General features: G+C 73.0%; 17 protein-coding genes. 4 read left to right on the forward strand and 13 right to left on the reverse strand.

Annotated elements, in window-relative coordinates; genetic code table 11:
- Positions 1-50 precede the first annotated feature (50 nt).
- The 8 genes from HCJ94_RS04525 to paaA all read right to left on the reverse strand — a co-directional run bounded on the left by HCJ94_RS04525 (position 51) and on the right by paaA (position 8015).
- Complete coding sequence (locus HCJ94_RS04525; protein WP_167999665.1) at positions 51-1268, reverse strand: cell wall anchor protein; 1218 nt, start codon at positions 1266-1268, stop codon at positions 51-53.
- 193 nt (positions 1269-1461) lie between these two features.
- On the reverse strand, positions 1462-2637 hold the full coding sequence (locus HCJ94_RS04530; RefSeq protein WP_167999666.1) for a hypothetical protein: 1176 nt from the start codon (positions 2635-2637) through the stop codon (positions 1462-1464).
- Positions 2638-2931: 294 nt separating this feature from the next.
- Positions 2932-4122 (reverse strand): cyclic dehypoxanthinyl futalosine synthase, encoded by a 1191-nt coding sequence (mqnC, locus tag HCJ94_RS04535; RefSeq protein WP_167999667.1) that lies wholly within the window; start codon positions 4120-4122, stop codon positions 2932-2934.
- Between the two features lie 169 nt (positions 4123-4291).
- Positions 4292-5401 carry a 1,2-phenylacetyl-CoA epoxidase subunit PaaE gene (gene paaE / locus HCJ94_RS04540; protein ID WP_167999668.1) on the reverse strand — a complete coding sequence of 370 codons (1110 nt, stop codon included), beginning with the start codon at positions 5399-5401 and terminating at the stop codon, positions 4292-4294.
- Positions 5398-5874: a 1,2-phenylacetyl-CoA epoxidase subunit PaaD gene (gene paaD, locus HCJ94_RS04545; RefSeq protein ID WP_167999669.1), complete on the reverse strand. Its 477-nt coding sequence runs from the start codon at positions 5872-5874 to the stop codon at positions 5398-5400. The genes paaE and paaD overlap by 4 nt, the downstream gene beginning before the upstream one ends.
- Positions 5871-6596 carry a 1,2-phenylacetyl-CoA epoxidase subunit PaaC gene (paaC, locus tag HCJ94_RS04550; protein WP_167999670.1) on the reverse strand — a complete coding sequence of 242 codons (726 nt, stop codon included), beginning with the start codon at positions 6594-6596 and terminating at the stop codon, positions 5871-5873. Before paaC ends, paaD begins: the two co-directional genes overlap by 4 nt.
- 76 nt (positions 6597-6672) lie before the next feature.
- Complete coding sequence (paaB, locus tag HCJ94_RS04555) at positions 6673-6960, reverse strand: 1,2-phenylacetyl-CoA epoxidase subunit PaaB (protein ID WP_167999671.1); 288 nt, start codon at positions 6958-6960, stop codon at positions 6673-6675.
- The gene (gene paaA, locus HCJ94_RS04560; RefSeq protein ID WP_167999672.1) at positions 6957-8015 is read right to left on the reverse strand and encodes a 1,2-phenylacetyl-CoA epoxidase subunit PaaA; all 1059 of its coding nucleotides are present in this window, start codon (positions 8013-8015) and stop codon (positions 6957-6959) included. The genes paaB and paaA overlap by 4 nt, the downstream gene beginning before the upstream one ends.
- A gap of 350 nt (positions 8016-8365) precedes the next feature.
- Here paaA and HCJ94_RS04565 point away from each other — a divergent pair, with 350 nt between their 5' ends.
- On the forward strand, positions 8366-9322 hold the full coding sequence (locus tag HCJ94_RS04565; RefSeq protein WP_167999673.1) for a serine hydrolase: 957 nt from the start codon (positions 8366-8368) through the stop codon (positions 9320-9322).
- Complete coding sequence (locus HCJ94_RS04570) at positions 9322-10236, forward strand: serine hydrolase (protein ID WP_167999674.1); 915 nt, start codon at positions 9322-9324, stop codon at positions 10234-10236. Before HCJ94_RS04565 ends, HCJ94_RS04570 begins: the two co-directional genes overlap by 1 nt.
- Before the next feature lie 44 nt (positions 10237-10280).
- Here the strand turns inward: HCJ94_RS04570 and HCJ94_RS04575 are convergent, their stop codons facing one another.
- Genes HCJ94_RS04575 through HCJ94_RS31055 form a run of 3 tightly spaced genes read right to left on the reverse strand, consistent with a single transcriptional unit; the run spans position 10281 to position 11862 of the window.
- On the reverse strand, positions 10281-11132 hold the full coding sequence (locus HCJ94_RS04575) for a menaquinone biosynthetic enzyme MqnA/MqnD family protein (protein WP_167999675.1): 852 nt from the start codon (positions 11130-11132) through the stop codon (positions 10281-10283).
- Entirely contained in the window at positions 11132-11665 is a 534-nt protein-coding gene (locus HCJ94_RS31050) for an MFS transporter (protein WP_309227144.1), read from the reverse strand. Before HCJ94_RS31050 ends, HCJ94_RS04575 begins: the two co-directional genes overlap by 1 nt.
- Positions 11626-11862: a hypothetical protein gene (locus HCJ94_RS31055; RefSeq protein WP_309227145.1), complete on the reverse strand. Its 237-nt coding sequence runs from the start codon at positions 11860-11862 to the stop codon at positions 11626-11628. Before HCJ94_RS31055 ends, HCJ94_RS31050 begins: the two co-directional genes overlap by 40 nt.
- Before the next feature lie 184 nt (positions 11863-12046).
- Between HCJ94_RS31055 and HCJ94_RS04585 the strand changes: the two genes are divergently transcribed.
- Both HCJ94_RS04585 and HCJ94_RS04590 read left to right on the forward strand, forming a co-directional pair.
- Complete coding sequence (locus tag HCJ94_RS04585; RefSeq protein ID WP_167999677.1) at positions 12047-14107, forward strand: HelD family protein; 2061 nt, start codon at positions 12047-12049, stop codon at positions 14105-14107.
- Between the two features lie 143 nt (positions 14108-14250).
- Positions 14251-15018 (forward strand): VOC family protein, encoded by a 768-nt coding sequence (locus HCJ94_RS04590; protein WP_167999678.1) that lies wholly within the window; start codon positions 14251-14253, stop codon positions 15016-15018.
- 89 nt (positions 15019-15107) lie between these two features.
- Here HCJ94_RS04590 and HCJ94_RS04595 read toward each other — a convergent pair whose 3' ends face one another.
- Positions 15108-15995, reverse strand: coding sequence for an ABC transporter ATP-binding protein (locus tag HCJ94_RS04595; protein ID WP_167999679.1), 888 nt, complete (start codon positions 15993-15995; stop codon positions 15108-15110).
- Positions 15992-17083, reverse strand: coding sequence for a FecCD family ABC transporter permease (locus HCJ94_RS04600; RefSeq protein WP_167999680.1), 1092 nt, complete (start codon positions 17081-17083; stop codon positions 15992-15994). The genes HCJ94_RS04595 and HCJ94_RS04600 overlap by 4 nt, the downstream gene beginning before the upstream one ends.
- Positions 17084-17089 lie beyond the last annotated feature (6 nt).

Consider the following 17089-nt stretch of genomic DNA (forward strand, 5'->3'; position numbering starts at 1 on the left):
CGGGCGGGGCGGCCCGTCGGCCACCCCGCCCCCCGCAGAGGCCACGACGGTCAGTCGGTGGAGGTCTCGTCGCCGGGGCTGACCACGACGACCTTCCGCCGCCGGGAGAGCAGCAGCAGCGCGGCACCGGCCAGCAGCACGGCCGCGCCGATCCCGCCGATCAGCCCGACCTGCACGCCGGTCACCGGCAGCCCGCCGCCGTCGCCGCCACCCGGGGTCGGCGTGGTCGTCGGGGTCGGCGTGCCGGTCGGTTCGGTCGGCGTCGGGGTCGGCGTCGGGCCGGCGGTCAGGTCGACGAAGACGTCGAACTGTGCGAGGTTGTCCAGCGGGTCGACCTCGGTGAAGGTCTTCCGCTGGGCGTCGCTGGCGACCTGCGGCTCCTCGTCCGGCGCACCCTCGGCGCCGTCGAGGCCGGCGGCGAACAGGAAGCCCGGCCGGAGCACCGGCTGGGTGACACCCGCGCCCACCTTCACGCGGACGTCGGCGGTGTAGAACTGGCCGGGCCGGAGGACCGCCCCGGAGTCCTCGCAGTACGCCTGCGCCAGGCCGCCCAGTTCCTGCTCGACGCAGCCCTCCGGCAACTCCGCGAAGGTGACGCCGGCGGGCAGGGTGATCCCGTACGCGATACCGGTGGCCCGACGGCTGCCGTCGTTGAAGACGGCCCAGTCGAGCGGCGCGGTGTCGCCGGGCTTCACCGGCTCGAGCGCCGCCTCGCCGGCCTCGTCGCCGTCGACCTCCACGTCGGCGTACACGTCCTGCACCCAGGTGGTGAGGTCGTAGCCGGGCTTGGCGACCGTGATGTCGTGCTCGACGCTGTTGTCGTCGGTGTTCGGGTCGGGCGTCGCCGACGTGATCGACACGATCAGCCGGCCGGCGTCGCCGCGCCCGCCGGTGGAGAAGAGCGGGATGCCGAAGTCCTCGGTGGTGCCGGCGGCCAGGTCGCCGAGGAGGCAGCTGAACGCGGTGCCGTCGACCTCGCAGCCCTCCGGCACGACCACGCCGACCTTGCGGTCCTTCAGGTGCTTCGTCTCGACGGTCACGCGGACGGCGGTTGCGTCGACCGTGCCGCGGGTGTTGTCGACCTCGAACCGGAACGGCTTGGCCTTGGCCTCCTTGACGCCCTTGGCCAGTTCGGAGCTGATCGGGACCAGGGCCAGGTCGGCCTGGTCGGCGGCGTGCGCCGGAGCGGCCACGCCGGTGACGCCGGCCGCCACGAGCAGGGCGAACGCCCCGACGCGGGCCAGCAATGGACGGTGGAACGGAGTCATCGGTCCCCCGGGGTTAGGGAAGTCCATGGACGGTTGCGGAACGAGCGGACGTTATCGGATGGCCGGTCGGTGGGCCAGCAACCGCGCGGTCGGGAATGACCGGCACGGACAGTGGGGGCGGGATGGTCACCCATCCCGCCCCCACTGCCGTGCGTTATGTGAACGACCCTCGCGGGTCGATGGAGGACGACCGTCAGGCGGTCGGCTTCTCGTCGCCGGGGCTCACCAGGACGATCCGGCGACGCCGCGCGACCAGGAACATCACACCACCCGCGAGCAGAACCGCGACACCGATTCCGCCCATCAGGCCGGCCTGCGGGCCGGTCACCGGCAGGCCGGGACCGTCGCCGTCGCCACCGCCGGCGCCGCCCTTGGCGGTCACCACGACGGCGTACGCGTCGGTGTTGTCGGTGGCGTCCACTTCGGTCGCGGTGACGGCCTCGGCGTTGGCCGGGAGCCCGCCCTTACCCGCGGTGCGGGCGGTGGGCGCCGCGGTGCCGAGCGCGTCGACGGTCACCTCGCCGCCGCGCAGGCTGCCGGCCTTCACGTCGGCGCCGACGGTGAGCAGGTGGTAGAACCGGCCGCCCGAGATCAGGTCGTCGCCGTCCTTGTCCTGCGACGCCGGGATCAGGTCGAGGTCCGCGTAGGTGCAGACCCGCGAGGTCTTGGCGGCGTTGTCCACGCAGTCCGGCTCGGCCTCGGCGAAGGTCACGCCCTTGGGCAGCGTGACGCTGATCTTCAGCCCGGCCGCGGTCACGTCACCCTGGTTGAAGGCGGCGTAGATGAGCTGCGCGGTGTCGCCGGCGTGCAGGTCGCCGACAACCGTGATCTTGCCACTCTCGACCTTGACGGCCTTGCTCACGTCGTTGGCCACCACGGTCAGGTCCGGGCCGGCGCCCTCGACCTTGACCTTGACGGTCACCTCGTTGTTGGACTCGTCGGGGTCGGTGCCATCGTGGAGGATGATCGCGCTGATCTCGCCGGCGTCACCGGTGGCGCCGCCCTTGCGGGTAAGCGGGAAGCCCCAGTCGACATCCGCGCCGGCGGACAGGGTGTCGCCTTCGATGCCGCAGAGGATCAGGCCGTCCTCGCGCGGGCTGCAGCCGCTCTCGTCGATGTCGACCTTGGCGGTGTCGAGCTTGCTGATGTCCAGCCCGACCAGGATGCCCTTGGCGTCGACCTGGCTCTTGTTGAGCAGCGAGACGGTCGCGGTCTTGCCGGGCGCGCCCACCGCGATGGTGGTGCCGGTCGCCTCGATGGCCAGGTCCGCCGACGTCTCGGCCACGGCCGGGGCCGCGAAGAGACCCGCGGCCAGAATCCCGGCGACACCCGTGCCGGCGTAGGCCAGCGCCCGATTACGGAAGTTCATGGAAGCGTCCCCCCGTGGGGTAGAGGAAACATATGGGCGGGGACGTTAGCGGGCGGCGATCAACCTCGCCAGCCCCCGCACAGGGGCGTCTGGCCTGGTCACCTAAGCGTGACTTAAAAGATTGTCCGGATTCATGGCGGTTGCCATCGACGAATATGGACGAACCTCGGTGGAACGGTTGCCGAATCGATATTTCCGGTCGACCACACTGGCCCGTTCGGTCAACCGCCGGGCGTCACCGGCCGTGCCCGCAGCGTGATGGACGGCCCGGGCGACGGGCGCCCGGGCGGCCCGTCAACGGGCGTCGACCAGCGGCAGCGACTTGCCCGCGCCGCCGCCCGGCAGGGCGATGGAGGAGAAGTGCGAGACCACCCGCTCGTCGGTCGGGTCGTCGGCCGGCGTCCAGTGCACGGCGAGGCGGTTGTAGAGGGTGTCCCGCTGAGCGGGGATCCGGTCGGCGGAGCGGATCATGCCGATCAGCTCGTGCAGGTTGGAGCGGTGCCGTGCGCCGGCCGAGGAGATCACGTTCTCCTCCAGCATGATCGAGCCGAGGTCGTCCACACCCATGTGCAGGGCGAGCTGCCCGACGTCCTTGCCGGTGGTGAGCCAGGACGCCTGGAGGTGCGGCACGGTCTCGAAGAAGAGCCGCGCCACCGCGACCAGCCGCAGGTACTCCAGGGTGGTCGCCTGCGTGCGGCCTTTCAGGTGGTTGTTCTCCGGCTGGTATGTCCACGGGATGAACGCCCGGAAGCCGCGCGTGCGGTCCTGCACGTCGCGGATCATCCGCAGGTGCTCGATCCGCTCGGCGGCGGTCTCGCCGGTGCCCATCATCATCGTCGCGGTCGACTCGACGCCCTGCCGGTGGGCCAGCTCCATGACCTCGAGCCAGCGCTCGCCGGACTCCTTCAGCGGGGCGATCGCCTTGCGGGGCCGCTCGGGCAGCATCTCGGCGCCGGCGCCGGCGATCGAGTCCAGACCGGCGGCCTTGATCCGGGCGATGGCCTCGTCCAGGCTCACGCCGGAGACCTTCGCCATGTGCAGGATCTCGCTGGGGCCGATCGAGTGGATGGCGAGCTGCGGGTACGCCTGCTTCACCGAGGAGAACAGCTCCTCGTAGTACTCGACGCCGTAGTCCGGGTGGTGCCCGCCCTGGAGCATGACCTGGGTGGCGCCCAGCTCGACCGCCTCGCCGCAGCGGCGCAGGATCTCCTCGGTGGGGTGCGTCCACCCCTCCTTGTGCTTCGGCGCCCGGTAGAAGGCGCAGAACTTGCACGCCGTGACGCACACGTTGGTGTAGTTGATGTTGCGGTCGATCAGGTACGTGACGATGTTGTCCGGGTACCGCCGCCGGCGTACCGCGTCCGCCGCCTCGCCCAGCGCGTGGAAGGGCGCGTCGGTGTAGAGCAGCAGGGCCTCCTCGGGCGTGATCCGCCCGCCGTCCGCGCCGCGCTGCAGGATGTCCTCGATCTCCCGGCTCACCGTCACGCCCCCGAGCCTACGTCCCCCACCAACCGCCGCCACCGGACCGCCCTCCTTCTGTCGCCCACCCCACCGCCCCGGCCCCGCGATCTTGCACTTTGTGCCCTCGGTTTGCCGGGTTGGCGATATATGTCGGGGCAGAAACTGCAAGATCGCGGGGGACGTCCCGGGCGCGTTACGCGTCGTAGTCGATGGTGAGGCGGTCTGTTGTGGGGCTGGACTGGCAGGTCAGGACGTAGCCCGCCGCTACCTCGTCGGGTTCCAGGGCGTAGTTGCGGGCCATCGCGACCTCGCCGTCGACGACCTTTGCCTTGCAGGTCGAGCAGACGCCGCCCTTGCAGGCGTACGGCAGTTCGCCGCGTACCTTCAGCGCCGCGTCCAGCACCCGCTCGTCGCGACCCATCGTGAAGGTCGAGGAGCGGCCGTCCAGCACGATCGTCACCTCGGCGCCGGCGCCGGGCTCGTCACCCGGGCGCCGCACCGGCTCCGGCGGCGCGTCGACGTGGAACAGCTCGGTGCGCACCGCCGACTCCGGCACACCCCGCGCGGTCAGCACCTCGCGGGCGTCGACCACCATCCCGTACGGCCCGCAGAGGAACCACTCGTCGATCGTGTCGCCCGGCACGATCGTCTCGAGCAGCCGGCCCAGCCGGTCGGCGTCGATGCGCCCGGACAACAGCGGCGACTCGCCCTGCTCGCGGGAGAGCACGTGCACCAGGTGCAGCCGTGCGGGATAGCGGTCCTTCAGGTCCGCCAGCTCCTCGGCGAACATCACTGTGTTGGCCGTGCGGTTGCCGTACACCACGGTGAAGGTGCTGGCGGGCTCGACGGCCAGGGCCGTCGCGACCAGCGACAGCACCGGCGTGATGCCGGAACCGGCGACCACCGCGCCGTAGTGGCGCACCCGGTCCGGCACGAACGCCGTGGTGAAGTGGCCGAGCGGCGGCAGCACCTCCACGGTGTCGCCGCCGCGCAGGGCGCCGCAGGCGTACGCGGAGAAGGCGCCGCCGGGGATCTCCCGGACCCCGATCCGCAGCCGGCCGTGCCGGGCCAGCTCCTGCGGGGTGGAGCAGATCGAGTACGACCGCCGCACGTCCTCCCCGTCGTCGCCGATCCGCCGGACGGTGAGGTGCTGGCCGGCGGCGAATGCGAAGGTCTCGCGCAGCTCCTCCGGCACGGCGAAGGTGACCGCCACCGAGTCGGCGGTGAGCCGGTCGACGGCGGCGACGGGAAGCGGGTGGAAGACCGGCCGGCGGCGGACCGGCCGGGTGATGGTGACAGTCACAGTGCCTTCAGGTGGTCGAAGGGTTCGGAGCAGGACCGGCAGCGCCAGAGCGCCTTGCACGCGGTGGAGCCGAAGCGGCTGACCTGTTCGGTCTCCGGTGAGCCGCAGCGCGGGCAGCGGACGGCGAGGCTCAGCGGCACCGCGCCCTCGCGCCGGACCGGGCCGGGCGGGGCGATGCCGGCGGCGGCGAGCTTCGCCCGCCCGCCCGCCGAGATCCAGTCGGTGCTCCACGCTGGCGAGTAGACCGTGCGGACCTCGACGTCGGGGTGCCCGGCGGCGGCCAGGGCCCGGCGGATGTCGGCGCGGATGACGTCCATCGCCGGGCAGCCGGTGTAGGTGGGGGTGATGGTGACGACCACCCGGCCGGTGGCCGGGTCCTCGTCGACCGACCGCAGGATGCCCAGCTCGTCGATGGTGACCACCCGGATCTCCGGGTCCACCACCGCCGCCACGGCCTCCCTGGGGCTCGTCACCAGCGCGCTCCGGGATGGGCGCGGTGCAGCACCTGCATCTCGGCGAGCAGGTACGACAGGTGCTCGGTGTGCACGCCGTCCCGGCCGCCGGCCGGCGTCCAGGAGGTCTGCGGGAGCGTCAGCGTCGCCTCGTCGAGCACCGCCGTCACGGTCGCGTCGAAGTCGGCCCGCAGGGTGGCCGGGTCGACCGGCGCGGCCGGGTCCGGGGTGAACAGCTCGTGCGTGTACGGCCAGACCTCGTCGACCGCCGCCTGCATGCGCCGGTGGGACTCCTCGGTGCCGTCGCCGAGCCGGCGCACCCAGAGCGAGGCGTGGTCGAGGTGGTACGCCGACTCCTTGCGGGCCTTCGCCCCGATCGCGGCCAGCCGCTCGTCGGCGCATCCGGCCAGCGCGGTGTAGAGCGGCACCTGGTACGCCGACAGGAAGAGCAGCTTGGCCATGGTCACCGCGAAGTCGCCGTTGGGCAGCTCGACGAGGAGGCAGTTGCGGAACTCCCGGTCGTCGCGGAGGTACGCCAGCGCGTCCTCGTCCCGCCCGGCGCCCTCCAGCTCACCCGCGTACGTCAGCAGCAGGCGGGCGGCGCCGAGCTGGTCGAGGGCGATGTTGGCGAGCGCGATGTCCTCCTCCATCTCCGGCGCGCGGGTGGACCACTCGCCGAGCCGCTGCGCCGCGATCAGCGCGTCGTCGCCGAGACGGAGGGTGAAGTCGAACGGACCGGTCACGGCGCCACCTCGCTCCGCTCGGCGGCGCCGCGACGCGCCCCGTTGCTGAGCCGAATGGTTCGCTCGCTGTGCTCGCTCACAGGTGCGCCACCCCGTCCGGCACCTCGTAGAAGGTGGGGTGGCGGTAGACCTTGTCGGCCGCCGGGTCGAAGAAGGCGTCCTTCTCGTCCGGGCTGGACGCGGTGATCGCGCTCGCCGGCACCACCCAGATCGACACTCCCTCCTGACGGCGGGTGTAGAGATCCCGGGCGTTGCGCAGGGCCAGCTCCGCGTCCGGCGCGTGCAGGCTGCCGACGTGGGTGTGCGACAGCCCGCGCCGGGCCCGGACGAAGACCTCCCACAACGGGGTGTGTTCGGTGCTCACGCAGCCACCTTCTCCTTGTTCCTCTGCTTGGCCGCGTACGCCGCGGCGGCCTCGCGGACCCAGGCGCCCTCGGCGTGGGCCCGGCGGCGGTGCTCCATCCGCTGCCGGTTGCACGGGCCCTCCCCCTTGATCACCCGCATCAGCTCGTCGTAGTCGGGCTGCGTGTAGTCGTAGGCCTGCCGCTCGTCGTTCCACCGCAGGGCCGGGTCGGGGATGGTCAGGCCGAGCACCTCGGCCTGCTGCACGCACATGTCGACGAAGCGCTGGCGCAGCTCGTCGTTGGAGAAGCGCTTGATCTTCCAGGCCATCGACTGGGCGGAGTGGGTGGAGTCGGAGTCCGGCGGGCCGAACATGGCGAGGGAGGGGTACCACCACCGGTCCACCGCGTCCTGGGCCATCGCCTTCTGGGCCGGGGTGCCGTGGGCGAGGGTGTGCAGGATCTCGTACCCCTGCCGCTGGTGGAACGACTCCTCCTTGCAGACGCGGATCATCGCCCGCGCGTACGGCCCGTACGAGCAGCGGCACAGCGGCACCTGGTTGACGATCGCCGCGCCGTCCACCAGCCACCCGATCGCGCCCACGTCCGCCCAGGTGAGGGTCGGGTAGTTGAAGATCGAGCTGTACTTCTGCCGGCCGCTCAGGAGCAGGTCGACCAGCTCGTCCCGGCTGACACCCAGGGTCTCCGCGGCGGCGTAGAGGTAGAGGCCGTGTCCGGCCTCGTCCTGCACCTTCGCCAGCAGGATCGCCTTGCGCTTGAGCGAGGGCGCCCGGCTGATCCAGTTGCCCTCGGGCTGCATCCCGATGATCTCGGAGTGCGCGTGCTGGGCGATCTGCCGGATCAGGGTCTTCCGGTACGCCTCCGGCATCCAGTCCCGCGGCTCGATCTTCTGGTCGGCGTCGATGACCTCGGCGAAGTAGGCCGCCAGATCCTCGCCGGCGGTGGCGCCGCGCCGGCCCCGCTCGGCGGCCTCCCGCAGCGCCGCCTCGGCCGCCTCGACCTCGTCGAGGAGACCGCCGCCGGGGGCATCGCCGGCCGGGAAGTCATTGCCATACATGCCTCAAGTGTTACAGCTCGCCACTGAAAACTCTAGAGGGTGTAACAGGGTTCCGAGCGACCCCGCCCTACCCCGGGAACACGATCCGTAACGCTGGGGAGGCGTGAGTTGGATCACGCCGCAAATACGAATCTCCCTAAAGGGTGCATACCGTCTGGATGCCCCGCCTTCATGGCAAGTTGCCAGGTGTCAGATCTCGGCGGGTCGTGGATCCGGACGTAGACTTCCCCCGGCACAGCGATCGGTTCCCGACGATCAACCCGAGAGGCCGCCACCCCCGGCCTCGGCGACCGATCCGTCCGGACAACGCAGCCGGCCCCCCGGCCCTGACATCTGGAGCTCACCCACTCATGCAATCCCGCGTGACCCTGGTGCTCGCCGTCGTGGCGGTCCTCCTCGGTGGCGCCCTGCTCGTCCCCGCCGCGTACGCCCGGCTCTCCGACGGCGACAGCGGCGGTGCGGGCGGCGGCGCCGGGAGCGTCGCGGCGCCCGCCCCCACCACGCCGCCGCCGCCGACCCTGGCGGCCGCGCCGGTGTCGGTGGCCTTCAAGGGCGAGTTCTTCTCCTGGGCCCTGATGGACCGCGAGACCGGCAAGATCGCCGGCGCGAGGAACATGACCGCCACCAGCTCGACCGAGTCGATGATCAAGGTGTGGTTCGCCGCCGACTACCTGAGGCGGCTCGGCGACAAGCCGATCCCTGCGGCCATGAAGAAGAACATCACGACCGCGATCCGGGACAGCAACGATGACGCGGCGAACGCCCTCTACGCGGCGGTCGGCCGGACCGCGACCATCGAACGGATGACCAAGACCTGCCGGCTCACCGAAACGACGCCCGGGCTCGTTCCGCCGTACGTCGGCTGGTGGAGCTTCACCCAGATGTCCCCACGGGACGCGGTCCGGCTCGGTGACTGCATCGCCGACGGGACGGCCGCCGGACCGAAGTGGACCAGCCACCTGCTGGACGAGATGGCCAACGTCCGTGGCACCACCGCCGCCACGGACCAGAAACTTCGCTCCGGTGGCGGTCGATGGGGCATCATCGACGGGCTGCCTGAGTCGATCACCAGCCAGGGCCCGATCAGCATGAAGAACGGGTGGACGCCACTCAGCTACGACGGCAACTGGCACGTCAACTGCCTCGCTGTCACCGACAGGTGGAGCCTCGCCGTGATGATGCGGTACCCGCAGAAGAGCGGGCTCGACTACGGCTCCCAGGTCTGCGCGAGCGTCGCCTCCCAGCTCGTCACCCCGCAGCCCGGCGCCGCCCTCAAGGTGCCGCAGCAGCCGGCCGGGAAGCTCTGATGGCCCGCACGAAGCGCGGCGTGCCGACCGGCGGGCTGGTCCTCGTCGCGGTCATGCTGATCGGACTCGTGGCGGTGTCGCTGCGCCTGCTGCCCGGCTCGCCGTTCGAGTCCCGGGCGGCCGCCCGGTGGGGCGAGCCGACCGCGCCGGCGGACCGTGCGACCGGCGCGCCCACCGACCGTCGCGACCGGCCCTCGCCGTCGCCGAGCCCCTCCCCGAAGCCGCTCCCCTTCGCGGCGCAGGACCTCGACGATCTCGGCATCGAGGGCTGGTACTCCTGGAGCGTGCTGGACCGGCGCACCGGCGAGATCATCGGCTCGGACAACATGGACGAGACCAGCACCACCGCGTCGCTGATCAAGTCCTGGATCGTGGCCGACTACCTGCGCCGCACCGCCACGCCGAGCGACGCGAAGCTCGCCGACGCCACGAAGATCATCCGGGACAGCGACAACACGCGGACGCAGCAGTTCTACAACAGCCTCGGCGGGTCCGCCTCGATCAAGCGGCTGCTGTCCACCTGCGACCTGACCGACAGCAGCGTGGCCAGTGACGGCGGCTGGAGCCGGACGAACCTCTCGCCCCGCGACACCGCCCGCCTCGGTGCCTGCATCGCCGACGGCCGCGCCGCCGGCCCCGAGTGGACGGAGTGGCTGCTCGACGAGATGCGCCTGGTCCGAGGCACGGGCGACTTCGGCATCCGCAAGGCGTTCCCGGCGGCCGAGCGCAAGACCATCGCGATCAAGAACGGCTGGGTCGACCGCACCCGCGAGCAGGAGAACCACGTCAACTGCCTCGCCATCGGCGACACCTGGACCATGGGCGTGATGTTGCGCTACCCGATCGAGAAGGGCTACGAGTACGGCATGCAGAACTGCCAGAAGATCACCGCAGCCCTCCTGGTCCGCCCGTAGCCCGGACGGACGCCCCTCACCCCGGAAAGCCGGGCGGAGGCCCCTCAGCCCGTGAAGAAGGCCGGGCCGGTGGCGGGGAGTTCCGGGGTGGCGCCGCTGGCGGCGGCGCGACGGGCGAACTCGCGGACACCGGCCACCTGCCGCTCGCCCAGGCTGAAGTCGAGGACGCGGAAGTAGTTGGCCAGGGTCGCCGCGTCGAAGGGCTCCCAGCGGGCACCGGCCTCGGCGACCTGGTCCAGCTCACCCAGGCAGAGGTCCCGCGACCGCAGGAACGCCTCGTGGACCTCCTTCACCAGCCCCGGATGGGCGGCGGCGAAGTCCCGGCGTACGGCCCAGACGGCGAAGACCATCGGCAGCCCGGTCCACTCGCGCCAGGCCTGCCCGAGGTCGGTGACCGTGAGGCCACCGCGGGGCGCCTCGTACATGGCGCGCAGCGCCACGTCCCCGATCAGCACGGCCGCGTCCGCCTCCAGCAGCATCTGGGTCAGGTCGGGCGGGCAGCGGAAGTACTCCGGGTCCACCCCGTACCGCTCGGCCAGCAGCAACTGCGCCAGCAGGACGCCGGTCCGCGACGTCGACCCCAGCGCGACCCGGCCGTGGTCGAGGTCGGCCAGCGGCCGGGTGGAGACGATGTTGACCGACAGCACCGGGCCGTCGCTGCCCACTGCCAGATCAGGCAGGAGCAGCAGCTCGTCGGCGTGCTTCAGGTACTCCACCAGCGTGATCGGGCCGATGTCCAGGTCACCGGCGACCAGGGCGGCGCTCAGCCGGTCCGGCGAGTCCTTGTGCAGGTCGACGTCGATGAGGGCGCCGGACCGCATCAGCCCCCAGTAGATCGGCAGGCAGTTCAGGAACTGGATGTGCCCGACCCGGGGGCGCGCCACATGCTCGACCATTACCTGACCGTATCCCCCACCACCTGGACCGGCGCACCGGGCGGGGTGGGAGTGGCCAAGACCGCAGCCACCGGCCGGCGGGCCGCGCTGTCGTCCGGGCCGGCCGTCGGTGCGGCGCTCCCCCCGGCGCCGGCCACCGGTGCGGCGCCTTCCTCGACGACGGGAACCGGCGCGGGACGCTCGTCGGGTTCGCCCGCCGGCGCGGGGCTTGCGCCGGCCCGGTCGCGGCGGACCGCGCGGGCGACGACCGGCACGAACGACGCCACGACCAGCAGACCCACCAGTCCGAGGCCGGCGATCAGCGGGCGTGGCGGGACCACCGCCAGGAGAGCGCCGCCGATCAGGTAGCCCGCCATGGAACCGCCCTGGATCGCCGCGCCGTTGACCGCGTACGCCCGGGCACGCGACGACTCGGGCACCCGCCGGGCGGTGAGCACGTTGGCGAAGACGTTGTCGCCGCCGTTGGCCGCACCGCCGAGAATCCACAGCGGGATCAGCAGCGCCCGGCGGCGAGCACCACCATCACCGCGCAGCCTCCGAGGGTGAGGAGCACGCTGCGGACCAGTGCGCCGTCGTCGGTGAGCCGCCGGGCCAGCCGGGCCGCCAGCCAGCTCCCCGGGAGCATGCCGGCCATCCAGGCGGCGACCAGCCCGTACATGGTGGCCGACGCCTCCAGGGGTCTCCCGGTGCCGCTTCCTGGAGCGGCGTCCACGGCGCGGCTCCGCGACACCCGCCACCCGGTACCGGCCGGGGCGTCGTAATTCGATGGAGCGCCCCGGCCGAGCGGCGTAGGCTTGCAGGCCGCTTGACGGCCGAGGTGACTTCGCACCGCATCGGACGTCCCCCGCGCCGGGCGCCGGCCATCCGCCCCCGGACACGCGAGCGATCAGCGATGACCTCAAGGGGAAGTCAGCATGACCGCAGCCGATCTCGCTCTCGACCAGGACCTCGCCGCGGAACGCGAACACCTGGACACCTCCCGCGCCGCCCTGCGGCGGATGCGCGAGCGCGCCGAGGCGCTCTTCGCCACCGGTGACACCGTCGCCGGCGACGCGTACACGGCCGAGCAGCTCGGCCGGCACCTGGCCCGCCGGGTCGCCGAACTGGCCGACGACCCCACCACGCCGCTGTTCTTCGGCCGGCTCGACTTCGGCGACGCCGACCGCGACCACGCCGGGCGGCGCTACCACGTCGGGCGGCGCCACGTGACCGACGACCGCGGCGAGCCGCTGGTGCTGGACTGGCGCGCCCCGGTGTCCCGGTCGTTCTACCGGGCCAGCGCCCGGGACCCGCAGGGCGTGGCGGTACGCAGACGGTTCGGGTTCAACAACGGGGTGCTGACCAGCTTCGAGGACGAGCACCTGGACCGGGGCGAGGAGCTGGGCACGGCCAGCCGGATCCTCACCGCCGAGATCGAGCGCCCCCGCGTCGGGCCGATGCGGGACATCGTCGCCACCATCCAGCCCGAACAGGACGAGCTGGTCCGGGCCGATCTCGCCGACTCCATCTGCGTACAGGGGGCACCGGGCACCGGGAAGACCGCCGTCGGCCTGCACCGGGCCGCGTACCTGCTCTACCTGCACCGGGAACGGCTACGGCGCTCCGGTGTGCTGATCGTGGGGCCGAACCGGGCCTTCCTGTCGTACATCGCGGCGGTCCTGCCGGCCCTCGGTGAGGTGGAGGTCGAGCAGGCCACGGTGGAGGACCTGGTCGAAGGGGTGCCCGTCCGCGCGGTCGACGACCCGGCCGTCGCGGCCGTCAAGCACGACGGGCGGATGGCCGACGTGCTGCGCCGGGCGGTGGACGCGCACATCGGCGAGCCGACCGAGCCGATCGTGGTCTCGGACGGCTCGTTCCGGTGGCGGATCGGGCTGGAGCCGCTGCACCGGGTGATCGCCGAGACCCGCCGGGAGGGGCTGCCGTACGCGGTCGGCCGGGAGCGGGTCCGCGCCCGGGTGGTGGGCCTGCTGCAACGGCAGGCGGAGGCCCGGCGGGCGGAGTCGCCGAGCGACGCGTGGCTGCGCCGGATGGCCAGGTCCAAGCCGGTCACGACCTTCCTGGACGAGGTCTGGCCGGCGCTCACTTCGGACGGGCTGCTGCACGAGCTGTACACCGACCGGCAGCGCCTGACCGCGGCTGCCGACGGCCTGCTCACCGCCGAGGAGCAGGCCCTGCTGACGGGGTCCGGAAGCGGCACGAAGCCGGGCCGCACGCCGAAGGCGACCCGCTGGACCGCCGCCGACGCGGTCCTCGTCGACGAGGCCGCGGGTCTGATCGAGCGGCCGGCCGGCTACGGGCACGTGGTGGTGGACGAGGCGCAGGACCTCTCCCCGATGCAGTGCCGGGCCATCGCGCGCCGCAGCGAGCACGGCTCGATCACCCTGCTCGGCGACCTCGCCCAGGGCACCGCGCCCTGGGCCGCCCGGGACTGGCGCGAGACGCTGCGGCACCTGGGCAAGCCGGACGCGGCGGTGGTGCCGCTGACCGTCGGCTTCCGGGTGCCCGCCGCCGTGGTCGCGTTCGCCAACCGGCTGCTGCCGTCGCTCGCGGTCGACGTACCCCCGGCCGAGTCGCTGCGCCGGGACGGCGCGCTGGACGTGCGTACCGTCGAGGATCTGCCGGCGGCGACGGTGGCCGAGGTACGGGCGGCGCTCGCGCACGACGGTTCGGTGGCGGTGATCGCGGCGGACACCGCGGTCGACGGGCTGCGGGCCGCGCTGGCCGGCGCCGGGATCGAGACCGCGACCGCCGACGACCCGACGGCCACCGCGCGCGTCACGGTGGTGCCCGCGACGGTGGTCAAGGGCCTCGAGTACGACCACGTCGTCGTCGTCGAGCCGGCGGCCATCGTGGCGGCGGAGCCGCGCGGCCTGCACCGCCTCTACGTGGTGCTCACCCGGGCGGTGTCCCGGCTGGCGGTGCTGCACGCCGCGCCACTGCCCGCACCACTGGCCGGCGACCAGGACACGCCTTAGCGGTCGGGCGCGGTGACGTGAACGTGATCGGGTCGCCGGTTCAGATGACGTTTCCTCCGTTCGCACGCCGGACCGGGCACCGGCGGTGCCACGATGCCGGCAGGGCGCGCCGTCGTGGCCGCCCCTGGCCGAGAGGGGTCGACGTGAGCACCGTCCCGTCGGGTACGCCGTGCTGGACCGACCTCGCCACGCCGGACCTCACCGACGCCCGGCGCTTCTACCCTGAGCTGTTCGGCTGGACCGGACAGATCGCGCCCGAGCCGGAGGCGGGTGGGTACACGGTCTTCCTCCTGGAGGGCCGGGCGGTGGCCGGGGCGGGGCCGCCGGCGATCCCCGACCAGGTGCCCATCTGGTCGGTGTACGTCGCCACCGACGACGCCGACCTGGTCGCCGGGCGCGTCGAGCGGGCCGGTGGGCAGGTGGTGGTGCCGCCCTTCGAGGTGTTCGACCGGGGCCGGATGGCGGTGTTCAGCGACCCGGCGGGCGCGACCTTCAGCGTCTGGCAGCCGCTGGCGATGCCGGGCGGGGAGGTCTTCGGCGTTCCCGGCGCGCTGAGCTGGACCGAGCTGGTCACCCCGGACCCGGAGGGCGCGAAGGCCTTCTACGAGCTCGTCTTCGGCTGGCATCCGGACGGCCAGGCCACCGAGTCGGCCGCCCACACCGGCTGGCGGCTCGGCGCCCGGATCGTGGCCGGGATGACCGTGCCGCTCGGCGACTTCCCGGCCGACACGCCCGCGTACTGGTCGGTCTACTTCGGGGTGGCCGACGCCGACGCGGCCGCCGCCCGCGCCGCCGCCCTCGGCGGCTCGATCCTCGTCCCCCCGCGCGACATCCCGGCCGGCCGCTACACCGCCCTCCGCGACCCCCAGGGAGCCCTCTTCAACGCGATAACCCTGGCCCCGCAGCCCTGACCCCAACCCGCGCCGATCATGCACTTCCGGCCCCCGGAACGCCCCTTTCACACCGGTTCGTCGGGGCGGAAAGTGCAAGATCGCGGAGGTCAGCGGCGGACGGGGACCACCAGGGGGCCGTGGTCGCCTTCGATGACCTTCACCGTGGCGCGGTAGTGGTGGGAGAGGAGGTCCTCCGTCAGGACGTCGCGGGGGGTGCCCGTTGCGGCGACTTGGCCGTCGGCGAGGAGCACCATGCGGTCGGCGTACTCACCGGCGATGGAGAGGTCGTGCATGGTGGCGAGCACGGTCAGGCCGTGTGCGCGCCGCAGCTGGTCGACCAGTTCGAGGACCTCCTGCTGGTGGCCGATGTCCAGGGCGCTGGTCGGCTCGTCCAGCAGCAGCAGGGTGGCGCCCTGGGCCAGGGCGCGGGCCAGGAAGACCCGCTGCCGCTCGCCACCGGAGAGGGTGGCCAGTTCCCGGGTGTGGAAGCCGGCCAGGTCCAGCCGGTCGAGGACGTCGTGCGCGGCGGCCACGTCGGCGGCGGACTCCCGGCCCAGCGGCGGGATGTACGGGGTACGGCCGAGCAGCACGTAGTCCAGCACGGACATGCCGGGCGGCACCACCGGGGACTGCGCCACGGTGGCCACCACCCGGGCCCGGTCGCGGCGGCGCAGGGCCTGGAGGGGCGTACCGAAGAGGGTGACCGCGCCCGGCGCGGGCAGCAGGCCGCCGACGGCGCGCAGCAGGGTCGACTTGCCGGCGCCGTTGGGGCCGATCACGGTGACCCACTCGCCGGCCGCGACGGTCAGGTCGACACCGCCGAGGATCGGCACGCCGTCCAGTCGGACGTGCAGGTCCCGCACCTCGACGGCAGGAGCCCCGGAGCCGGCGACCGCACCGGAACCGGCGGCCGTACCCGGACCGGCGGGCACACCGGGACCGGCGGGCGCACCGGAACCGGTGGGCACGTCGGCGGCGCGTGGTCGGCCGGTCATCCGAGCATCCGCCGGGTGGTCCGCAGGACCAGGACGAAGAACGGGCCGCCGAGCAGGGCGGTGACCACACCGATGGGAATCTCCTCCGGGGCGGCGGCCGTCCGGGCCACCACGTCGGTCAGAGCCAGGAACGCCCCGCCGAAGAGCAGCGACAGCGGCAGGATCACCCGGTAGCTGGAGCCGGCGAGCAGCCGTACGGTGTGCGGGACGATGATCCCGACGAAGCCGATCAGCCCGGACGCGGAGACCGCGGCGGCGGTGCCGAGCGACGCGGCGACGATCAGCAGGTAACGGGACCGCTGCGGGTGCAGGCCGAGGCTGGTCGCCTCGTCGTCGCCGACGGAGAGCACGTCCAGCTCGCGGCGGTGCATCAGCACGACCACGGCGGTGAGCAGGAAGTACGGCAGGACCAGCCGGACGTCGTGCCAGCCGGCGGTGGCGAGCCGCCCGAGCAGCCACGAGTACACCTGCTGGATGCTGTCCGAGTTGCGCTGTAGCAGGTACGTCTGCCCGGCGGAGAGGAACGCGGAGACGGCCACCCCGGCCAGGATCAGCGCGGCCGGGGAGCGGCTCCGGCCGCCGGCGGCACCCAGCAGGTACGTCATGACGACCGCCCCGATCGAGCCGACGAACGCGGCCAGCGGAACGGTGACCGGCAGCCCGGTCAGCGCGCCGCCGGCCCCGACCCCGGCGGTGATCACGACGGTGACCGCGAGACCGGCACCGGCCGCCGCGCCGAGCAGGTACGGGTCGGCGAGGGGGTTGCGGAACACGCCCTGGTAGGCGCCGCCGGCCAGGGCGAGCAGCCCGCCGACCAGCAGGCCGAGCACGGCCCGGGGCAGCCGCAGCTCGGTGATGATCGCGATCTCCCGCTCGGTCAGCCCGCTGTCGAGGCGTACCCCGGGAAGGAGGTTGAGCAGCTCGATCGCGACGCTGCCCGGCGGCAGGCTGACCGGGCCGAGCGACACGCCCGCGACCAGCGCGACCAGCACCGCGGCCACGCCGGCGACGACCCAGCGTGGCCGCAGCCCGGCGGGCCGGGACGCGGGTGGCGTCCCGGCCGGCCGGGTGCGGGTTGTGGTGGTCACCGAGGG

The sequence above is a fragment of the Micromonospora thermarum genome, from assembly GCF_012034245.1.
Taxonomy (GTDB): Bacteria; Actinomycetota; Actinomycetes; order Mycobacteriales; family Micromonosporaceae; genus Micromonospora; species Micromonospora thermarum.

What these genes read in the sequence shown, in the direction of transcription:
- HCJ94_RS04525 (WP_167999665.1), bottom strand. Translation starts at nt 1,268, where the DNA reads ATGACTCCGTTCCACCGTCCATTGCTGGCCCGCGTCGGGGCGTTCGCC.
- HCJ94_RS04530 (WP_167999666.1), bottom strand. Translation starts at nt 2,637, where the DNA reads ATGAACTTCCGTAATCGGGCGCTGGCCTACGCCGGCACGGGTGTCGCC.
- paaA (WP_167999672.1), bottom strand. Translation starts at nt 8,015, where the DNA reads ATGTATGGCAATGACTTCCCGGCCGGCGATGCCCCCGGCGGCGGTCTC.
- HCJ94_RS04565 (WP_167999673.1), top strand. Translation starts at nt 8,366, where the DNA reads ATGCAATCCCGCGTGACCCTGGTGCTCGCCGTCGTGGCGGTCCTCCTC.
- HCJ94_RS04570 (WP_167999674.1), top strand. Translation starts at nt 9,322, where the DNA reads ATGGCCCGCACGAAGCGCGGCGTGCCGACCGGCGGGCTGGTCCTCGTC.
- HCJ94_RS04575 (WP_167999675.1), bottom strand. Translation starts at nt 11,132, where the DNA reads ATGGTCGAGCATGTGGCGCGCCCCCGGGTCGGGCACATCCAGTTCCTG.
- HCJ94_RS04585 (WP_167999677.1), top strand. Translation starts at nt 12,047, where the DNA reads ATGACCGCAGCCGATCTCGCTCTCGACCAGGACCTCGCCGCGGAACGC.
- HCJ94_RS04595 (WP_167999679.1), bottom strand. Translation starts at nt 15,995, where the DNA reads ATGACCGGCCGACCACGCGCCGCCGACGTGCCCACCGGTTCCGGTGCG.